At 54.6% G+C, this 18,631-nt stretch carries 21 protein-coding genes and 1 tRNA gene; 17 read left to right on the top strand and 5 right to left on the bottom strand.

Features of this window, described 5'->3' with window-relative positions:
- Positions 1–51 precede the first annotated feature (51 nt).
- From H5P30_RS17345 to H5P30_RS17330, 4 genes are all read left to right on the top strand, one after another.
- Entirely contained in the window at positions 52–1,404 is a 1,353-nt protein-coding gene (locus H5P30_RS17345; protein ID WP_246459911.1) for an IS5 family transposase, read from the top strand.
- Between the two features lie 16 nt (positions 1,405–1,420).
- Positions 1,421–2,062 (top strand): hypothetical protein, encoded by a 642-nt coding sequence (locus tag H5P30_RS17340; RefSeq protein WP_185694174.1) that lies wholly within the window; start codon positions 1,421–1,423, stop codon positions 2,060–2,062.
- Between the two features lie 477 nt (positions 2,063–2,539).
- Positions 2,540–2,773, top strand: coding sequence for a DUF4160 domain-containing protein (locus H5P30_RS17335; protein WP_185694173.1), 234 nt, complete (start codon positions 2,540–2,542; stop codon positions 2,771–2,773).
- Entirely contained in the window at positions 2,757–3,002 is a 246-nt protein-coding gene (locus H5P30_RS17330; protein WP_185694172.1) for a DUF2442 domain-containing protein, read from the top strand. The genes H5P30_RS17335 and H5P30_RS17330 overlap by 17 nt, the downstream gene beginning before the upstream one ends.
- Before the next feature lie 131 nt (positions 3,003–3,133).
- Here H5P30_RS17330 and H5P30_RS17325 read toward each other — a convergent pair.
- The 3 genes from H5P30_RS17325 to H5P30_RS17315 all read right to left on the bottom strand — a co-directional run bounded on the left by H5P30_RS17325 (position 3,134) and on the right by H5P30_RS17315 (position 4,868).
- Positions 3,134–3,220: transfer RNA gene (locus tag H5P30_RS17325), tRNA-Leu, on the bottom strand.
- A 108-nt stretch (positions 3,221–3,328) separates the two neighbouring features.
- Positions 3,329–4,564: an NnrS family protein gene (locus H5P30_RS17320; protein ID WP_185694171.1), complete on the bottom strand. Its 1,236-nt coding sequence runs from the start codon at positions 4,562–4,564 to the stop codon at positions 3,329–3,331.
- Between the two features lie 49 nt (positions 4,565–4,613).
- On the bottom strand, positions 4,614–4,868 hold the full coding sequence (locus H5P30_RS17315) for a YecH family metal-binding protein (protein ID WP_185694170.1): 255 nt from the start codon (positions 4,866–4,868) through the stop codon (positions 4,614–4,616).
- Positions 4,869–5,030: 162 nt separating this feature from the next.
- Between H5P30_RS17315 and H5P30_RS17310 the strand changes: the two genes are divergently transcribed.
- On the top strand, positions 5,031–5,462 hold the full coding sequence (locus tag H5P30_RS17310) for an RrF2 family transcriptional regulator (RefSeq protein WP_185694169.1): 432 nt from the start codon (positions 5,031–5,033) through the stop codon (positions 5,460–5,462).
- 664 nt (positions 5,463–6,126) lie between these two features.
- On the opposite strand, the gene arsB is transcribed toward H5P30_RS17310, so the two are convergent.
- Entirely contained in the window at positions 6,127–7,122 is a 996-nt protein-coding gene (arsB, locus tag H5P30_RS17305; protein ID WP_246459941.1) for an ACR3 family arsenite efflux transporter, read from the bottom strand.
- Positions 7,123–7,489: 367 nt separating this feature from the next.
- Complete coding sequence (locus tag H5P30_RS17300) at positions 7,490–7,873, bottom strand: S4 domain-containing protein (RefSeq protein WP_185694168.1); 384 nt, start codon at positions 7,871–7,873, stop codon at positions 7,490–7,492.
- A 103-nt stretch (positions 7,874–7,976) separates the two neighbouring features.
- Between H5P30_RS17300 and dtd the strand changes: the two genes are divergently transcribed.
- The 12 genes from dtd (at position 7,977) to H5P30_RS17240 (ending at position 18,628) form a co-directional block, all read left to right on the top strand.
- A complete protein-coding gene (gene dtd / locus H5P30_RS17295; protein WP_185694283.1) occupies positions 7,977–8,432 on the top strand; it encodes a D-aminoacyl-tRNA deacylase in 456 nt (151 codons plus the stop codon).
- Positions 8,433–8,812: 380 nt separating this feature from the next.
- Positions 8,813–10,258 (top strand): NAD(P)H-binding protein, encoded by a 1,446-nt coding sequence (locus H5P30_RS17290; protein ID WP_185694167.1) that lies wholly within the window; start codon positions 8,813–8,815, stop codon positions 10,256–10,258.
- Between the two features lie 98 nt (positions 10,259–10,356).
- A complete protein-coding gene (locus H5P30_RS17285; RefSeq protein ID WP_185694166.1) occupies positions 10,357–11,910 on the top strand; it encodes a bifunctional GNAT family N-acetyltransferase/carbon-nitrogen hydrolase family protein in 1,554 nt (517 codons plus the stop codon).
- Positions 11,911–12,076: 166 nt separating this feature from the next.
- Positions 12,077–12,484, top strand: coding sequence for a type II secretion system protein (locus tag H5P30_RS17280; RefSeq protein WP_246459908.1), 408 nt, complete (start codon positions 12,077–12,079; stop codon positions 12,482–12,484).
- A 75-nt stretch (positions 12,485–12,559) separates the two neighbouring features.
- Positions 12,560–13,339 carry a DeoR/GlpR family DNA-binding transcription regulator gene (locus H5P30_RS17275; RefSeq protein WP_185694165.1) on the top strand — a complete coding sequence of 260 codons (780 nt, stop codon included), beginning with the start codon at positions 12,560–12,562 and terminating at the stop codon, positions 13,337–13,339.
- A 570-nt stretch (positions 13,340–13,909) separates the two neighbouring features.
- The gene (pduL, locus tag H5P30_RS17270; RefSeq protein ID WP_185694164.1) at positions 13,910–14,593 is read left to right on the top strand and encodes a phosphate propanoyltransferase; all 684 of its coding nucleotides are present in this window, start codon (positions 13,910–13,912) and stop codon (positions 14,591–14,593) included.
- A 16-nt stretch (positions 14,594–14,609) separates the two neighbouring features.
- Entirely contained in the window at positions 14,610–14,879 is a 270-nt protein-coding gene (locus H5P30_RS17265; RefSeq protein ID WP_185694163.1) for a BMC domain-containing protein, read from the top strand.
- A 17-nt stretch (positions 14,880–14,896) separates the two neighbouring features.
- The gene (locus H5P30_RS17260; protein ID WP_185694162.1) at positions 14,897–15,178 is read left to right on the top strand and encodes a BMC domain-containing protein; all 282 of its coding nucleotides are present in this window, start codon (positions 14,897–14,899) and stop codon (positions 15,176–15,178) included.
- A 39-nt stretch (positions 15,179–15,217) separates the two neighbouring features.
- Positions 15,218–16,402: an acetate/propionate family kinase gene (locus H5P30_RS17255; RefSeq protein ID WP_185694161.1), complete on the top strand. Its 1,185-nt coding sequence runs from the start codon at positions 15,218–15,220 to the stop codon at positions 16,400–16,402.
- 101 nt (positions 16,403–16,503) lie between these two features.
- Positions 16,504–16,812, top strand: coding sequence for a BMC domain-containing protein (locus tag H5P30_RS17250; protein WP_185694160.1), 309 nt, complete (start codon positions 16,504–16,506; stop codon positions 16,810–16,812).
- A gap of 9 nt (positions 16,813–16,821) precedes the next feature.
- Positions 16,822–17,151: a EutN/CcmL family microcompartment protein gene (locus H5P30_RS17245; RefSeq protein ID WP_185694159.1), complete on the top strand. Its 330-nt coding sequence runs from the start codon at positions 16,822–16,824 to the stop codon at positions 17,149–17,151.
- Between the two features lie 13 nt (positions 17,152–17,164).
- Positions 17,165–18,628 (top strand): aldehyde dehydrogenase, encoded by a 1,464-nt coding sequence (locus tag H5P30_RS17240; protein WP_185694158.1) that lies wholly within the window; start codon positions 17,165–17,167, stop codon positions 18,626–18,628.
- Positions 18,629–18,631 lie beyond the last annotated feature (3 nt).

Genomic DNA, 18,631 nt, shown 5'->3' with positions numbered 1-18,631 from the left:
GATTTTGCCCAGAATACTGCTGAAAAGCGCAAAAAACTGGGCAAAACTCAAATGAAGTCGAAAAAGATAAAAGAGCCATCGAATGATTTATTTCTGCAGCGTCTGGATCTGATGTGTGATCCGCGGCAAGATCTTTTCAAGCTTTCGCATGTGATCCCCTGGGATTTTTTCGATGCTGAATTTGAGGTTTTTTATTCGACTGAGGGTCGGCCCTCGAAACCGATTCGATTAATGGTGGGTCTACTCTTGCTTAAGCAGTTGGAGAACCTATCGGATGAGCGAGTCTGCGAGGCATGGAGGCGTGAGTGCTACATGCAGTATTTTTGCGGAGAAGAGTTCTTTCGCTGGGAGCAACCGTGCACGCCGAGCGAGCTGGTTCACTTTCGTCACCGCATAGGGGAGAAAGGAGTGGAAAAGATCTTCGAGGCGAGCGTGAACTTGCACCGTGATGCCATTGAGAAAGAAGAGGAAGTGGTGGCAGACACGACGGTCCAGGAAGCGAACGTGACTTATCCAACGGATACAAAAATGCGTCGCAAGATCATCGAAAAGATGTGGTCGATGGGCGAAGAAGCCGGGGTAAAATGGAAGCGTTCCTATGTGCGCACGGTGCCGAAGCTTCTGGCCACATTGCGGACCCGTTCGAATCGCACGAAGAAGAACCGGCGTAAGGCTGAAAAACGGCTCAAGACGGTGGGAGGGAGCTTGATTCGGGAGTTTAGAAGGAAAGCATCTTCGGGTTATTTGACCATCTACCGGGAGGATCTGGAGCTTTTTGAAAAGGTTCTCAAGCAGGGCCGCACGGATAAGGGCAAGATTTACAGCCTCCACGATCCCGAGGTTTTGTGCATAGCCAAAGGCAAAGCGCACAAGAAATATGAGTTTGGAAAGAAGGCCTCGGTGGTGATAACAGCCAAGAGCGGAGTGATCGTGGGAGCCAAAAGTTTTGAAGAGAATCTTTACGACGGGGACACGCTCGAACCTGCGTTGCTTCAGGTGAGAGGGATTACCGGAAAATGGCCGGAAAACTGCCTGGTCGACAAGGGATACCGTGGACGAGCGCAAGTCGTCGATACGAAGATTGAGCTTCCTAAGCCAATACCCAAAAGTCTTACTTCTTACGAAAAAGCCAAAGAAAGAAAACGAAGAGGGAGAAGATCGGCGATTGAGCCGGTTATCGGGCATCTTAAAAGTGACTTCCGCATGGCTCGATGCTTCCTCAAAGGTGCCCTCGGAGCCAGCCAGAACGTAATGCTCGCGGCGGCGGCATGGAACTTACGCAAGTGGGTTCTTTTTGTCCTCATTTGGAGGCTTGTGCAAAGTCTACAGATACCGATGGCCAGACCTTTGATTCCAAGAAATCGACTCAGAGTCCTATCATCCTACCTGTTGCCTGCTTTTTAAGGGCCGACTATCTAGATTGCGAGCGCTTATAGAGCCCAACTTGGCGCCGGGCGAGAATGTGGATGATCGGATATCCTACACGGGAGAGGATGGATCTGATCAGAACGCGCCGTATACTTCGGCTCTTGAGAAGTTTGTTGCCGAGTCCGTATTGTGTTCATGCGTTGATACCTACCACTGGTATTTGCGGAGAGTGTTCCAGACAGCCCTGACGGCGGATATGTCACGCATTGACACCTGGAAGGGAACCCTAAAATTGTCAAAGAAGCGCATTCACGCGGTCAAAGATGCAACCGATTTAGGGCCAGCTATTTCGGCGATCTTCCGGGGTAGTGAAGAACCCTTCCGCGTTCTAGCACACGAGTTCCTCAATGTTCCCGATCTAGCGATCATTCCTAAGGCCGTCGTTGTCCGGAACTGTCTCGTCCATGAGTTGGGCGAGGATCGGTCTGGTAAGGTTGCCGCAGCTATTTCCGTAGAGAATGACCTCGGGGTGTCCATCCATAACAACATTGTGCCCCTTCCAATTCAGGAAGCCTATGAGATCTCCGGGCGTTTCATCTCAGACATTTCGATCATGGATCAGGCCTTAGCAAATGTGCTTCACCTACCTACTGATCGATCTCCACTTCCGACCTTTTCGCGCGCATACAGCTAGACCAATATCAACGCCGAGCAAGGCGTCGTTCTCAACACGTGTCCCGCCGCGAGTTCAATCCGCCATGATCATTCATCCTTTAATCCGCAGTCGGAGCCTCGCCCCCGGCAGGTGTGAGAGGACTTCGACGTTCGAGAAAAGATTGAATGGAAAGCGAAAGAAGGACGAAGAGAATTGAATCTCACAGAGGCACCCAGCCTTCGCGCAAGGCTACGGCGGGCAGGCCAGCGGCACAGAGAGAAGGCAAATCTTTGTGAGCTCAGTGGGCCCTGTGAGAGAATGCCTTTTCCGTCTGCCTCGCAGCTCAGCGGCTTCGCGTGAGATCGTTTCCCACACCGGTTCGAACCAGACGGGTATACAATCCGAGATTAACCGCCCGCCTTGTGATTGATTTCCTTGGCTCGGGTGCGTGCTCTCCACGTTCTCAACAGTAAAAAATGAAATTGAAGAATTTGGTCGACTGGCCACGCTGAAAATATGCCTTTAATTTTCGAACAGGATGGCTTCAAATTCTTCTTTTACAGCAATGACCACGAGCCGATCCACGTTCATGTCCGGTATTCTGGAGGAGAAGCTGTTTTCAACGTCAACGATCAGATAGAATTGAGAGAATCGCATGGGCTGAAGGTGAAGGAACTTTCCAAGGCACAAGAACTTGCGGAAGCGAATAAGACCCTCATAATAGAAAAGTGGAATGAACACCTTAGCTAACAGTCAAATACAGGCCTCTTATTCGGACGGATACATCTTCGTCTACATGGAATCTGGTGTCGAAATTAAGTTCCCGGTAGAAAAGAACCCCCGCCTGAAGCAGGGAACTCCTGAGCAACTGAATCATATTGAGATTTCACCCTTTGGGCTACACTGGCCGGACCTGGACGAAGACTTGTCTTTTGAAGGGCTCTCTCGGGGCGACTTTGGGCAGTTTTCTAAAGTCTGAAGAATAGTGAGAACCAGACGATAGTCACAATGTCATTCCGCCTCCGGCAAACAGCAACATCGGAGAGGCAGGGGTGGGGCGCTGAAGCAATCCCACTACGTCAGAGGGCGAAGCCAGCCGAAGGGTGGTGGTGGTGCCCGGAGAGGGGCTTGAACCCTCACTCCCTTACGGGAAACGGATTTTAAGTCCGCAGCGTCTACCGATTCCGCCATCCGGGCGATGGTCGTTCGATGGGAAAAACGTAGGTTGGGAGGATCTTTAGAGGGAGTCGATGAAGAAAATTTGAAACTTCGGTGCTAGGAAGGGTCTGAAGAGTCCAGTTTCTTTTATTCCTCTTTGTCTTCGCGACGAAGGAGAGGGGAGAACCGCATGAGCCAGATTACGGTGCCGACGATCCATGCCAGAGCGGCGTAGCCTAGGTGCGAGTTGCGGATGTGTGGCATCCAATCGGCGCTGACCCGGGTGAGCATGGCGAGGACAAGAAGTCCCGTGACCCCATAAATGGAAACGAGTTTGGCTTTGAAGAGATGGGAGCTTCCGCCATGCCCGAGGACCACCCGGCTGGCGACCGTAAAGGTGAGGAGGCTGAAGCCGGAGATGAAGACCACATGGATGAGTGCTCCTTGCCATTGAGGCCAGATCGCCATGAGGAGATAGCCGAGAGGGATGGAAAGAAGGGAAAGGCGCATCGCCAGCGCGAGAGCCCCTTGTCTCAGTTGAGCGCGATGCAGGGGAAGTTCGCGAGCGAAATAGAGGAATACGGCAAAGGCTCTAAGGCCGAACCCGCTGCGGTCGTAGTGAAGGGTCTCGAGGAGAAAACTGGCGATGACCAGGATCCCGCAAAAGAGGGCAAACGCGGCTCGGGGAATCCATCCCTTCGGAAGCGCGAGGGATTCGGGGAAATTCTGACGATTGGGGAGCCCGAAAAAACGGGGGATCAGGAAAGCGCCGATGCCCATAACCGGGAGGAGGAGATAGCCTTGGTTGAGTGCGAGTTTTGCGAATACGAACCAAGACTGAGAAATGGTTTCCGGGGTAATGGGTTCGAAGAGGAGGAGAATGCCGCCAACCCAGGCGCAGCTCAGGCCAAGGAGGACGAGGATGAATCCGGGTGGAGGTGTGTCCTGGCGCTTCCGAAAACGAACGAAGAGACTTCCCAGCAACAGAAGAAGGGATAGGGTGAAAAGGAAATCTCCCCAGGTTAAGCTCCCGAAAATATGGCATAGACTTCCGGCAACGAGAGCGGTGGTCCAACTCAGGGTTTCCTCCAACTGAAACCGTCGGACGCCGAGAAGACGGGGAAAGGCCGTGCCGAGGAAGCCGATGATAAAGCATGTGAGGAATCCCTGGATCATGATCCGGGAATGAATCGTCCCCGGGTAAAAGTCTATCTGGCCCCAGACATAGGCGGGCCAGAGAGAGACTCCGAGTATGCCAACGAGGGTTCCTACGGGAAAGAGCAGCCGGTAAGGTTCCCCAGCGGCCACGAGTTTCCAGTAGCGTTTCGGGGAAGCCGTTTCTTCCACCGGTTGACGGTTGCGGGATGGAAATGAAGACAACATCCGGGGGAGAGGTTGAAAAGAGGAGACCTTTACTCCCTCCGCTGGGGCATCAATGGTTGCACATTGTCCCCGTATCGAACTGGAAGGCTTCCTCCGTGCCAACAAATTTGCCTTTGGCGGCCAGGGTATCGACTAAAACCTCGGCGGTCATGTTTCCGCCAGAGCAAATAACGAAGCGGGCATCGTCGCCGAAGTTCTCCTTGATCTCTGCGATCAGGCTCGTGCGGGTGTAGGTGTGATCGGACTGGGCCATCATCTCAAGGACGGCATGGCCGTGAATTTGGTCGGGTGCTTGGGAAATCATATCTCGGTTGAGTGCTCTCAGGTTTCGGTGCGTGTGAATGATGAAAATACCGATGTATTCTCCCGAGGATGGAAATTCAATAATTAAATACCTTTTATTCTTTAATTGACGGGGGAAGCTTTCTCGCACTAGGTAGGAGGTGGAGTCCGAAGGGACCCGATCATGTTCAAATACGGAAAAACATCCCAGAACGCCATTTCGGCGATGAGTCATCTCGCGGAGGTCTATCCGGTCGAGGGGCGATTGAGTTCGCAGGACATTGCCTTGAAGCGCAATTTGCCGAAGCAGCTGGTTGCGAAGATTCTGGTGGTTCTTTCGCAAGCGAATTTGGTCTCCAGTGTGCCGGGGCCCGGAGGAGGCTATTGGTTGCGGAAGCCACCATCGGAGATTTCGCTTTTGGCGATTGTTTCCCTCTTTGAAAAGGGCGGTGATATGTTGATGTGCCCTTTTGGTCCCGATTGGTGTGGAAACGGCGACCCTTGTCCTCTCCACGATCAACTCGTCCAGCTAAATGAGCAGATGAATCGCTTTCTCTCGGAGACGACCTTGGACGTTTTTGCCCGTGGCGAGGTGAGTTTGCCGAGCGGTGGTTAGTCGATCTCGGGCGAACGGGATTGCGATGCCGTTGCTTTTCGAAATGGCTATCGTCATTCCGCTCCGGAATGTCGGTAAGACGGTCTCTCCCCATGGAGAGGAACGGCGAGAGCCGTTTCTACGGAACCTCCGCTAAATCCGATATTCTCGGACATCTACTCGAAATCGCTTTCGCGCTTCCGCTCCGGAATGTCGGAAAGACGATCTCTCCCCGTGGAGAGAAACGGCGAGAGCCGTTTCTACGGACCCTCCGCTAAATCCAATCTTCTCGGACACCTATTCGAAATCGCTCTCGCGCTTCCGCTCCGGAATGTCGGAAATGCGATCTCTCCCCAAGGAGAGGAACGGCGAGAGCCATTTCTACGGGCCCCTCCGATGAATCCAATCTTCTCGGGCATCTACTCGAAATCGCTCTCGCGCTTCCGCTCCGGAATTCCGGAAATGCGATCTCTCCTCATGGAGAGGAACGGCGAGAGCCGTTTCTACGGGCCCCTCCGATGAATCCAATCTTCTCGGGCATCTACTCGAAATCGCTCTCGCGCTTCTGCTCCGGAATGTCGGAAATGCAATCTCTCCTCGTGGAGAGGAACGGCGAGAGCCGTTTCTACGGTGGGTTTTTAGGGCGTCGGAAATTCTTCGAAATGGCTATCGCCATTCCGCTCCACTATTCCCCCGCGACTTCTTGCCTTTGAAAGAGCTTCCGGCGGAACCAGAAGGCCACGGAGACGAGGGCGATCATGACCGGGACCTCAACTAGGGGTCCAATGACGGCGGCGAAGGCGGCGCCGGAACCGATGCCGAAGACGGCGACGGCGACTGCGATGGCTAACTCGAAATTATTGCTGGCGGCCGTGAAACTCAGGGTCACACTCTGGCGGTAGTCGGCACCGACCCATTTGCCCATAAGGAAACTGACGACAAACATGATGGCAAAGTAGATCGTCAGTGGGATGGCGATCAGAAGGACATCGAAGGGAAGCTTCAGGATCTCGCTACCCTGGAAGCTAAACATCAGGACGATGGTGAAGAGCAGGGCGATGAGAGTGAGGGGGCTAATCTTGGGGATGAACGTTTGCTCATACCAGTCACGGCCTTTGAGTTTCACCCCGATAAAGCGGGTGAGCATGCCTCCGAAGAAAGGAATGCCGAGGTAGACGAGGACGCTTTTGGCGACCTCGCCCATGGTGATGGCGACGACACTGCCTTCGAGACCGAAGACTTCGGGGAGCCAGGTCATGAAGATCCAGGCGTAGACGCTGAAGAAAAGGATCTGAAATACGCTGTTGAAAGCGACCAGACCGGCGGCGTATTCGGAGTCTCCTTCAGCGAGTTCGTTCCAGACGATGACCATGGCGATGCAGCGCGCTAGACCGATGAGAATGACTCCGGTCATGTATTCCGGATGGCCGTGCAGGAAGAGAATCGCGAGGGCGAACATCAGGACCGGCCCAATGACCCAGTTCTGAATGAGCGAGAGAAGCAGCACCTTTACGTTCCGGAAGACTCGGGGCATTTCCTCATAGCGGACCTTGGCCAGGGGAGGATACATCATGAGGATGAGTCCGAGGGCGATCGGGACATTGGTCGTGCCAACTTGGAATCGATTGAGGAACTCATCGGCACCTCCCCAGAGAGAGCCAATCGCCACTCCGGCCGCCATGGCCAGAAAAATCCAAAGGGTGAGAAAGCGGTCGAGGAATCCGAGCTTTTTACGGCAGGGAGGGCAATCAGGTGCTGAGATAGTGCTCACGGAAATCGTTGTGGTTGAATAATGGTTGGTTTCAGATTGGTCCTTTATATTCACTTTGTGGAATATTCCGTCAATAGAATTTACGTGGCAAGTTTGTGACAATTTCCGGAGAGTTCCCGAGCTGAACGGTCCGGAGACCTCGTTCCTTTGAGACCGCTCCTTTGTTGAGGAATGCACTCCGCGTTCCGGCAAACCATAGGAGACGGACTGCTCGTATCCCGTTACCCGAAAATATTCGTAGCATTCCGCCGTGAGGCGGATGACGGTGGGTGGGTTCCTAAATTTGCGGACGGCCGAAAAACTTCTCCAGATCCCGGCGGTTCTTCTTGGTCGGACGTCCCAAGCCGCGGGGAATCTGCAAACGGGCGTTCTCCCGACGTTCTTTGGCGCGGGCATGTTCCTCTTCGGGAGTTTCGTCGACGATCAGTTCGGGAAGGACGCTGGCCCCGACTCGCTTGTCGGTGAGCTTTTGAACGAGGTAGGTGCGAGTGATGTCGCGCAGCGAGGTCTCGACCCGGTCACCCACGCGGACCTGGGATGACGGTTTCGTCGGGGCCCCATTGATTCGGACCTTGGACTTGCGGCAAGCCTCGGTCGCCTGTGAGCGAGTCTTGAACAATCGAACGGCCCAGAGCCATTTGTCGAGTCGGACGGTTTCCACTGGAGAAGAAACCTAGTGCGAAACGAGGACGTTGTCATCCCGAATTTGAGATTTAAGGCGAACGGTTCTCGACAGGGCAAGGGATGCTGTTTCGATGGGTTCTATGAGAGCAGTGGTGCAGCGAGTCTCCCGGGCGTCGGTGGAGGTAGAGAAGGAAATCGTCGGTTCGATCGGGGAGGGGCTCCTCGTTCTTCTTGGAGTATTCCGGGAGGATACGGAAGAGGATCGGGATTGGCTCGCGGGACGGCTGGCCAAGCTGAGAATCTTTGACGATGAGCAGGGGCGAATGAATCGGAGCTTGGTCGACGTAGAGGGCGAGGTGCTGGTGGTCAGCCAGTTTACTCTTTTCGGGACGATGAAAAAAGGATCACGCCCTTCGTACAATCGGGCAGCAGGTCCAGATTTGGCGATTCCTCTTTACGAGGGTTTTGCCCGGGAGATGGAAAGATTGACTGGTTTAAAGGTGCCCACCGGCGTCTTTGGGGCTGAGATGAAGGTGGACCTGGTGAATGACGGTCCGGTGACGATCATCATCGATAGTCGCGAGCGGGATTTTTAGGAAGATACGAGAACTTTGTTGCCGATTGACTTTAGTCATTCGGGAGAAGCGGTCTTCGGCGTTCGTGGTGGGAGGAGGTTGCGGCGTCGCGGAGCTGTTCGGTTTTGGGATTGTGCAGGAATCGCACGACTAAAGTCATGCGAGAACGGGGAGGTTGCCGACTGACTTTAGTCATTCGGTGGACGCGGTTTTTTGGTTTCCGCACTTCGAGGAGGGAACAGCGTAGCGGAGATGTGGAGTTTGGAGCGGTGCAGGAATCGCACGGCTGCATGCGACAAGCTCATGCCGAGAAAGTCATACGAGAACGGAGGTTTTCTTTTCCCGTAGGAGGAATGTGGTCGCTCGGTTGATTGTTTTCTTGTTTCGCGGAATAGTGACTTGTGGCCGATGAAAATCAAAATGCTTCACGCCCCTTAGTCGCCATTGCCGGTGCCAGTGGGTTTGTCGGAACGTTTGTTCGTTCGGAATTGCAGGATCATTTCCGCTTTAGAGGTCTGACGCGGAGCCCTACGGTGGCTGGACGGGAAACCGATGAGTCCGGGACGGAGTGGAAGCATTGTGACCTCTACAGCTTGCCCAAGGTGACTGAGGCCTTGGAAGGCTGTGACTACGCGGTCTATTTGGTCCACTCGATGAGCCCTTCCTCGCGGTTGGTGCAGGCGAATTTCGCCGATCTTGATTTGTTGCTGGCGGATAATTTTATCCGGGCGGCGGAAGCGGCGGGCGTGAAGCGGGTGGTCTATCTCGGTGGGCTTTTGCCGGAGGGGAAAGAGTCGATTTCCCCACATTTGAAGAGTCGGCTCGAGGTGGAGAAAGCGTTGCGGAGTCGAACGGTGCCGGTGGTGGCTCTCCGCGCCGGACTGGTTTTTGGCCCGGGAGGTTCTTCATTTACGATGTTAATTCGATTGGTTCAACGTCTGCCAATGATGATCCTCCCGCAATGGGTTCGCTCGAAGACCCATTCGATTGACATTCTCGACGTGGTTCGGGCTGTCGATCTTGGCTTGTCGGAGGAGCAGTTTGGCGAGGGGACTTACGATCTCGGAGGTCATGAGCCAATGACTTATCGACAATTGATTTTGGAAACGGGTCGGCTTCTGGGTAAGAAGGTGCGTTTCCTCGACTTTCCCTTAAATGCTTTCGGGCTCTCGCGCCATTGGGTGGCTTTGTTCGGAGGGGTGCCGACGGCTTTGGTCGGCCCGCTTCTCGAGAGTCTGGCGCATGATTTGCAGGCAAAGCCGAATCCACTGCTCGATCAGATCAAGGATGGGGCCGTTCCGTTTGAGGAATCTTTGCGGCGTTCGGTCGATGAGGAGGGGCGGCCGCGACCGAATCCGCGGAAGGACGTGCAGCGTTCCGATCGGCCGAAGATCAAAAAAGCCAAGCAGGTGCGCTCGGTCCAGAGAATGCCGCTTCCCGAGGGTTGGTCGGCGGAGCAGGTCGCCAAGGAGTATGGAGAGTGGCTGACAAAACGCTTTTGGGGGATGTTGACCGTTTCTCAAGGGAATGAGGGCCAGATCTACTTTGATTGGCGATGGCCTAAGATGCGCCTTTTGCGGTTGGAGCTGACTCCATACTCGAACAACGGGACTCGGCGCCGGGCCTTCTACATTACCGGGGGCGTCCTTTCTCGCTCGCCCGATCCTCCCGGACGCCTCGAATTTCGCATTTTTCCCGAGGAAGGATTTCTGGTGGCTGCGATTCACGGATTTGAGCCGAGTCTGCCATGGCGGATCTACTCGCTTACGCAGGCCAAGATCCATCTCTGGGTCATGCGGAGATTCGCGAAGCATTTGGGAAAGATCGGGGACTCGGATTCTCAGTGAGAAGGACCTTAGGGTGTGGGCGCGTTAAGCGAAAAAATTTATCGAATTAGCCTTCTGCAGTAGTGGACAAAAGTGTGCACTCGTGATTGCTTGACGGCATGATTCTCCAACGCCATGAAACTCCCGACGGTCTTTTGGTCGTGCGCAATGCCGAGCTGCGCGACATTAGCGAACTGATCAAGGTTTGCTGCCAGGTCTATCCTGGGTTTGCCGCCGCCGGATTTATGTGGTCCGAGGAGCAATTGAAGGTGCACCAAACGGTATTTCCGGATGGGCAGATTCTCGCGGAGATTAACGGTAAGATCGTCGGTGCGGTCGCATCGTTGATCGTCGAGATGGGGTCGAATCCCTATCGGCAGCATACCTATGCGGGGATCACCGATGCCGGTTATTTCCATAACCATAACCCACAAGGAGACACTCTCTACGGTGCCGAGGTTTTTGTTCATCCCGACCATCAGGGAAAGGGAATTGGAGGATTTCTGTATCAGTCCCGGCGCGATCTTTGCCAAAAGCTAAACCTCCGTCGGATTCTCGGGGGCGGGCGTTTGTCGGGCTATTCGAAATTCTCGGACAAGTTGACGCCGGAAGAATACGTTCGCGAGGTCGAGGAGGGAGATCGCAAGGATCCCGTTCTCTCGTTTCAGATGCGGGAGGGTTTTGTGGTTCGCGGAATTTTGCGGAACTACATGGACGATCCCGGTTCGTGCAATGCGGCGACACTGATCGAGTGGCTGAACCCCGATTTTAAGCCAGTCGATGGAGAGGGAACCAAGATGCGTGTGTCTTGCGTTCAGTATCAGGTGCGATCGGTCGAGACCTTTGAGGATTTTGCCGCCCAGGTGGAGTATTTTGTCGAGACGGCCGCGGACTATCGGTCGGACATGGTTGTCTTTCCCGAATTTTTCTCTGTCCAGCTTCTCTCTCAGAAAGGCATGCGACGTCTGCCTTCTTTGGAGGGGATCCGAAAGTTGGCCGAGATGGAGAAGCCTTTCATGGATCTGATGGTGTCTCTGGCGAAAGACTACGGTCTCCACATTGTCGCCGGAAGTCATCCGATGGAGAGGGACGGGGTGCTCTACAACATGAGTCCGATCATCTACCCGGATGGCACGTACGATTTGCAGCCCAAGATTCACATTACTCCGGCTGAAAAGCGGTATTGGGGAATCAGTGGGGGATCGACCCTTCAAGTGTTTCAGACGAACAAGGCCAAGGTCGGGATTCTCATTTGCTACGATTCAGAGTTCCCCGAAGCGGCTCGCTATCTCGCAGACCAGGGTGCGGAAGTGCTGATAGTGCCTTATTGCACGGACGATCGCCAAGCGTATCTGCGGGTCCGGTATTGTAGTCAGGCCCGCGCCATCGAGAATCAGGTCTACGTGGTGACGAGTGGTATTATCGGAAATCTTCCCTCCGTTCCGGCCATGGATATTCACTACGGACAAGCGGCGGTATTTTCTCCGTCTGATTTCGAGTTCGCACGAGATGGCATTCAGGCCCAAGCGGATAGTAATGTGGAAATGCTACTGGTTACCGATCTTGATATCGGAGATCTCTACCGCTCGAGGGCGGCCGGTAGTGTCACCCCGCGGTTGGATCGTCGTCTGGATCTTTTCGAGTTCCGCTCTCGGTTTGGACTGGAGTCTTAGAAAGTTCGCAGAACGACTGCTCTGAATTAGGGTTTCTTTTCGCAGCGTTCCATGATATAACTTGATGTTGGACAAATGTTAAAAATTTGTTTTGCATCGGCGGGTGGCTATGGAAGGTGCCCGATTTCAAAAGCCGCGAAGAGGCGGATTTACTCTAGTAGAGATAATGATTGTAGTGATCATTATCGGACTGCTGGCCTCTCTAGCGATCCCTGCGTTCTTGAGAGTTCGGGCGAGTTCCTATGCGTCTCGGATTGCCAATGACTATCGGCTCTACCGGGATGCGTTTGAGATTTATTATGTAGAAAATGGCGTCTGGCCAGCGGACAACAATCACGGCCATATTCCTCCCGAGATGGAGGGGAGGTTGCCAGGCTTTGACCAAGAGTCTCCCTCAGGTGATTTTTGGGATTGGGACCGAAATGCTGCCGGGGCAGTGGCCGGAGTGAGCCTCTACGGTGAGAAAACGGATGAAGCGGTAATGGTCCGCGTGGATGAGATTCTCGATGACGGTGATCTTTCAACCGGAAAATTCTATCACGGTCCCACCCGTTATACATTCGAGTTGGATTAGCGGATCCCTGATAAATCCCCGCCCAAGCTCCTTTTACGATTGCCCGCCTTTGCTTTGGTCGGTCTTTTTTAGGCCATGCTTCCGCGTCAACGCCACGAACAGATCCTCGAATTGTTAGATCAAAGTGGAGCGGTGCGTACCGTTGATCTGGCTACTCGATTTTCGGTGACGGATGAGACCATCCGCCGCGATTTGGAGTATTTACATGGGGAGGGACGTGTCGTTCGTACGCATGGAGGGGCGATTTCGACATCCCATCCGGGGAGGAGTGTCGGTATCCGCGAGCGGGAGGTCAGGAATCTGCCTCTCAAACAACAGATCGCCCGAGCGGCAGAACAGTTTTTGCAGCCACGTGACGTGATCTATCTGGACGGGAGCTCCACTGCACTGGAGTTTGCGAAAATCATCCCCTCGCTGGATCTAACCGTGTTGACGAACTCCCACGGTGTGATTGACGCGCTCAAAGGGAGAGAAGGGGTCGAAGTCATTGGTACGGGAGGGAAGTTCGATTCATTGAACGATTGCTACGGTGGAGCCATGGCCAGCCAGTCTCTGACCCGATATCGCATCAAGACGGCCTTTTTCTCGGGCAACGGCATCGATCTGAAGCGCGGGATCAGTGAGAGCGATGAGGACCAAGCGGATCTCAAGGCGTTTGCCCTCCGTTTTGTTGAGAGGGCGGTGTTTCTGGCCGATTCGACCAAAATCGGTCTCAAATCGACATACTTCTTCGCCGACTTGGATCGGATTGATACTTGGATCACCGATTCTGAGGCGACCGAAACCCAACTGAAGCCGTTTCGCCAATGGGTGCGTTCGGTCGTGGTGGCTTCGGATACAAAAGTCTCCGATTGACTCTGACCCTTTCGGCGGGGCGGTTTCTAGTTTCCGCCTTTCGGGACGGCAGAGGCGCCGCGGAGAGCTTGAGTTTGGAGCGGTGCGGGAATCGCACGACTAAAGTCATGCGAGAACGAAAAGTTGCCGATTGACTTTAGTCATTCGGTGGAGGCGGGTTTCTGGTTTCCGCATTTCGAGGAGGGAATGGCGTCGCCGAGATGTGGAGATTGCGGTGATACGGGAATCGCACGACTGCATTCGACAAGCCATGCTTGGAAAGTCATGCGAGAACGAAAAGTTGCCGATTGACTTTAGTCATTCGGTGGTGGCGGGTTTCTGGTTTCCGCATTTCGAGGAGGGAATGGCGTCGCCGAGATGTGGAGATTGGAGTGATGTGGGAATCGCACGACTGCATTCGACAAGCTCATGCCTGGAAAGGCATGCGAGAACGGAGGCAGGCATCCATTTCGTGGATTTGGGGATTTAGTTTGACTGAATGTGGGAAAATTTGGGTTTTGAAATAAATATTTGGGAAATTCTTCGAATAACCTTGCAAAATCCCACGGAAAAACAGAAATCTCGTTTCAGATGGCAACATTGAATTCCCCTGAAGCCCCGAATCGACACCAAATCGAGCACATTGTTCGGCGTGCGGTGTATGAGCGTATGGGACTCCCGCTTCCGAAGAGCGTAGAGGCACCGAATCCCCTCGTGGTCAATTCGAGTGCACGTCATTGCCACCTGACCCAAGAGGCCGTCGAGGCTCTCTTTGGACCGGGGCATCAGTTGACGCCGATGAAATGGCTCTACCAAGAAGGTCAGTATGCGGCGAAGGAAACGGTCACTCTGATCGGTCCCCGCAGCAAAGTGATCTCCAACCTTCGGATTCTCGGTCCTTGCCGGACGCTCAATCAAGTTGAGTTGGCTTTCACGGACGCGCGGGCCTTGGGATTTGATATCCCCGTTCGCCTATCCGGAAAAATCGAAGGCACTCCCGGTTGCATGCTGATGGGGCCCAAAGGCTTCTTCGAAATGCCTCAGGGAGTCATTCGCGCCGGTATTCACGTACACATGTCGCCCACCGATGCGAAATTCTACGGAGTGAAGCATGAGGAGATGATGAAGCTGCGTGTGCACGGTCCTTGTCAGACCGTTTTTGAGAAGGTGTTGGTCCGAATCGACCCCTCCTTCAAACTGGAAGTCCACATGGACACAGATGAATCGAACGGGTGTGGGCTCAATCCCTCCACCTACTGTGAACTCTTTCAATAATCGTTAACGAAATATCATGAATGAAGCACTCGGAATGATCGAAACCAAGGGTTTCGTCGGAAGCGTCGAATCAATCGACGCCATGGCGAAGGCTGCGGGTATCCAACTGGTCAAGCAAGTCCCGACCGGGGGCGGCTTTCTCACCATCATCGTAAAGGGTGATGTCGGCAGCGTAAAAGCAGCGGTAGACGTCGGAGCGGAAGCTGCGGCCAAAGCCGGTGAACTCGTGGGCGCCAACATCATCGCACGTCCACATCCGGAACTTTTGAAGTCCTACGGAATCTAATCCCTGGAGATAATATAATGGCAAACAAAGCAATTGGAATGATCGAAACGAAGGGCTTCGTGGCGCTCTTCTCCGGATGCGACGCCGCCCTCAAGGCAGCGGACGTATCCATGACTGGATGGGAATCCGTCGGGAGTGGAATGGTCACAGCTATCTTCGAAGGCGATGTCGCCTCGGTGAAAGCCGGTATCGAAGCCGCTGCGGAAGCAGCCAAAACCATTGGAGAAGTCGTCTCCGTCGAAGTCATCGCGCGTCCGCACGAAGATCTTGGCAAGATGGGCAGCTTCCTGCCTTCCTGATCGGGACGTCGATTTTCGTCTCTTAACGGTTCTGCCCCCATGCTGGTATTCGTCGCCAACCTCGGCTCGACGTCGTTCAAGTATTCTCTCTTCTCAATGAAGGGGGAGGCTCCCGAGCTTCTGGCTCGGGACGGCTACGAACGGGTTACCGATCACGCTGAAGTGATCGCTGATTCTCTCGAAAAATTGAAAGCGGATGGAGTGATCCAATCCGCCGACGATATTCAGGGGGTCGGGTTCAAAACCGTTCTCGGGGGAGAGGTCACTGGCTGCATTGCGGCTGACGACGTCTGCCTCAAGGCGCTTGAGGACAACAGCGATCTGGCACCGGCTCATAACCCTCCGTATGCTGCGGGAATCCGCGGATTTCAGCAGAAGCTGCCGAACGCGACTCTCGTGGCTCTCTTCGAAACGGCTTTTTATCAGTGGATGCCCGCCCGGCGCCGCCGATATGCTGTTCCTGAGGAATGGGCGGAAGCGGGCGTGAAGCGATACGGTTTTCACGGTGCGAGCCACAAGTTCATCGCGGAGCGCTCGGCGGAGTTGGCAGGTTATGATGATCTGGCCGATTCCATTCGTTCGCTCTACGTGAACGGGCCTTCGGAAAAAGGAGCCCGAAACTTTCGGGTCATCTCCTGTCACCTTGGTGGCAGCAGTTCCGTGACGGCCATGCGCGATGGGATCGCTCAAGGCAGTAGCATGGGGATGAGTCCACAGAGTGGGCTGCCTCAGAATAACCGGGTGGGCGATCTGGATTCGATGGCCATCCCTCTCGCGACCAAGCGACTGGGGCTCTCGATGGAAGAGATCGAGCGCGTCCTCACGAAAGAATCCGGACTTCTCGGACTCAGCGGCGTCAGCAATGACATCCGCGACATTCGGGAAGCGGCAGAGCAGGGGAATGACCGAGCGCAACTGGCTCGTGAGTTTCTTGCCGGCTCGGTCCGGGACTGGGTCGGGACCTACTTCTTCACCCTCGGCGGTGCCGAACGCATCGTCTTTACGGCGGGTATTGGTGAGAATGACGCTGCCCTGCGCGCTGAGGTTCTCACTGGGCTCGAAGATCTCGGCATCGTTCTCGACCCGATCAAAAATGAATCCGGCGAACGAGGTGAACGAAAGATCTCTGCCGACAACTCCAAGACGGAGGTCTGGGTCATCCCAGCGAACGAAGAGTGGGTTGTGGCCCGCGAAACCCGCCGCTTTATCGAAAACAACCAGTAACCCAAAAACCTCCCAACGTCCCAACCTCCCAACGTCCCAACCTCCCAACGTCTAAACGCCTAAACTTCAAATCTTCAAAACTTCCAAACAAAGAAAATATCATGTCACAACCATCTATCGGACTCCTCGAAACCAAGGGCCTTGTTCCCTTGATCTACGGCACGGACGCAATGCTGAAAGCTGCGGACGTTGAGCTCGCCGGCCCCATGAAGGGCGTTGGCAGCGGACTCGTTTCCACCACTGTGGTCGGCGATGTCGCAGCTGTGAAGGCTGCTCTCGACGCTGGTGCCGAAGCCGCTAACCAAATCGGCGAAGTCGTCAGTGCCCACGTGATTGCCCGTCCCCAAGCTGAAACCGTGAAGATCATTCCTTCAGCGGCGAAGACTGGCGGCGCTCGCAAATCCAGCTAAGGCACCCACATGTATCTTGCACGGGTAATCGGGCAGGTTGTCGCCTCGAAGAAAGAGGAAGACCTGCGCGGCCGACGGTTGTTGCTGCTGAGGCCTATGCTGGCTGATGCGGAGACTCCCTCGCGGCTGAAGCCTGGATCCAACACCCTCGTGGCAGTGGATCCGATTGGCGCCGGCACCGGTGAGATGGTCATGTTTGTCCAGGGAAGTTCCGCTCGCCAAGGGGCGGGACTCAAGTCGCTCCCCATCGACGCTTCGATCATTGGGATCGTCGATTCGGTTCAGATTGAGGGCGAAAACGTATTCCTCAGCAGTGAGGACGACAGCGGAAAGAAGTAAACGGAAGTAGATTATGGATTCGAGGGCAATTGAGGAAATCGTCGCAGAGGTGCTGAACAAGATGGGCGGAAACAGCCGCTCTCTTGCGGGCTCCTCCAAACCAGCGACGCCGACGCCGGCGATCAAAAAAGCCACGGCGGGCAATCGTAAAGGAGTTTTTCCCGACGCCGATTCGGCGGTGGAAGCAGCACGAGGCGGGTATGAGTCCCTGCGCAAAAAGGGCTTTGCGGCCCGGGCCAAGGTCATTGAGATCGTTAAGGCCATGTGCTCGGCCAAAGCTGAGGAGTGGGGGAAGATCGAACTCGAGGAGACTGGAATCGGTCGACTGGATCACAAGATCGAAAAGCTGCAGATCCTCAGCAAAGTTCCTGGAGTGGAATGGTTGAAGCCGTATGGCATGAGCGGCGATATGGGGATCTCGATGGAGGAGAATGCTCCTTTCGGGGTCATCGCTACCATCACTCCGGTCACTCACTCGATTCCGACGCTTTCCGGCAATATCGTCAATATGGTCGCCGCTGGAAATGCGATGGTGATCAACGCCCATCCAGGTGGTGCCAAGTGTGCTGCTATGGCGGTTGATGCTTTTAATCGCGAGATTGAGCGCGAAGTGGGTATCGAGAATTTGGTGACGATCATTGAGGAGCCTTCTCTGGAATCCTTTAACGCGCTCTGTGCTTCCTCCGGGATTGACTTGATCTGCGTGACCGGTGGTCCGGGGGTTGTGGCTGCGGCCATGAAGAGCGGGAAACGCGCCATCTGTGCGGGCCCCGGAAATCCTCCCGTCGTCGTCGACGTCTCCGCCGATCTCGACAAGGCCGCCACCGACATCATTACCGGGGGTGCCTATGATAACAACCTTCTCTGCATCGGGGAGAAGCAGGTCTTCATCCTTGAGCCGGTTTTTGACGATTTCGTGGCCGCCTTCAAACGGGCTGGCGGGCATCAATTGAATGCGAAACAGCTCGAAACGCTCACAAACGAAGCCTTCACAAATTCCAAGGATGCCGGCGGATGCTCGCATCCAGTCCTGAATCGTAAACTGGTTGGAGCCAGTCCCGAGATGCTTGCTTCGCATTGTGGAGCCCGAGTTGCAGCTGGAACGCCCATGCTCTTTGCCGAAACGGATGCGGCTCATCTCTTCGTTCAGAAAGAACAGATGATGCCGATGATTCCTCTCGTGCGAGTGCGGGACATGGACCAGGCGATTAAGTTGTCGGTGCAATCCGAGCACGGTTATCACCACTCGGCCATGATTCACACCAGCCATGTCGGTCATATGACACGCATGGGGCAGGCCATGAATAGCTCGATTTTTGTCAAGAACGGTCCTTGCACCGCCGGCCTGGGGCTGGGTGGAGAAGGATATCTGAGCTACTCCATCGCCACGACCACAGGCGAAGGCATCACCACCCCGCAAACCTTTACCCGTCGCCGACGTTGCGTCCTCGTGGACGCCCTGAACGTTGTTGGTTAACCT

The organism is Puniceicoccus vermicola, from assembly GCF_014230055.1.
GTDB classification, from domain to species: domain Bacteria; phylum Verrucomicrobiota; class Verrucomicrobiia; order Opitutales; family Puniceicoccaceae; genus Puniceicoccus; species Puniceicoccus vermicola.
Note: the sequence above shows the minus strand (reverse complement) of the source record. Positions and strands in the feature narration are given on the sequence as shown.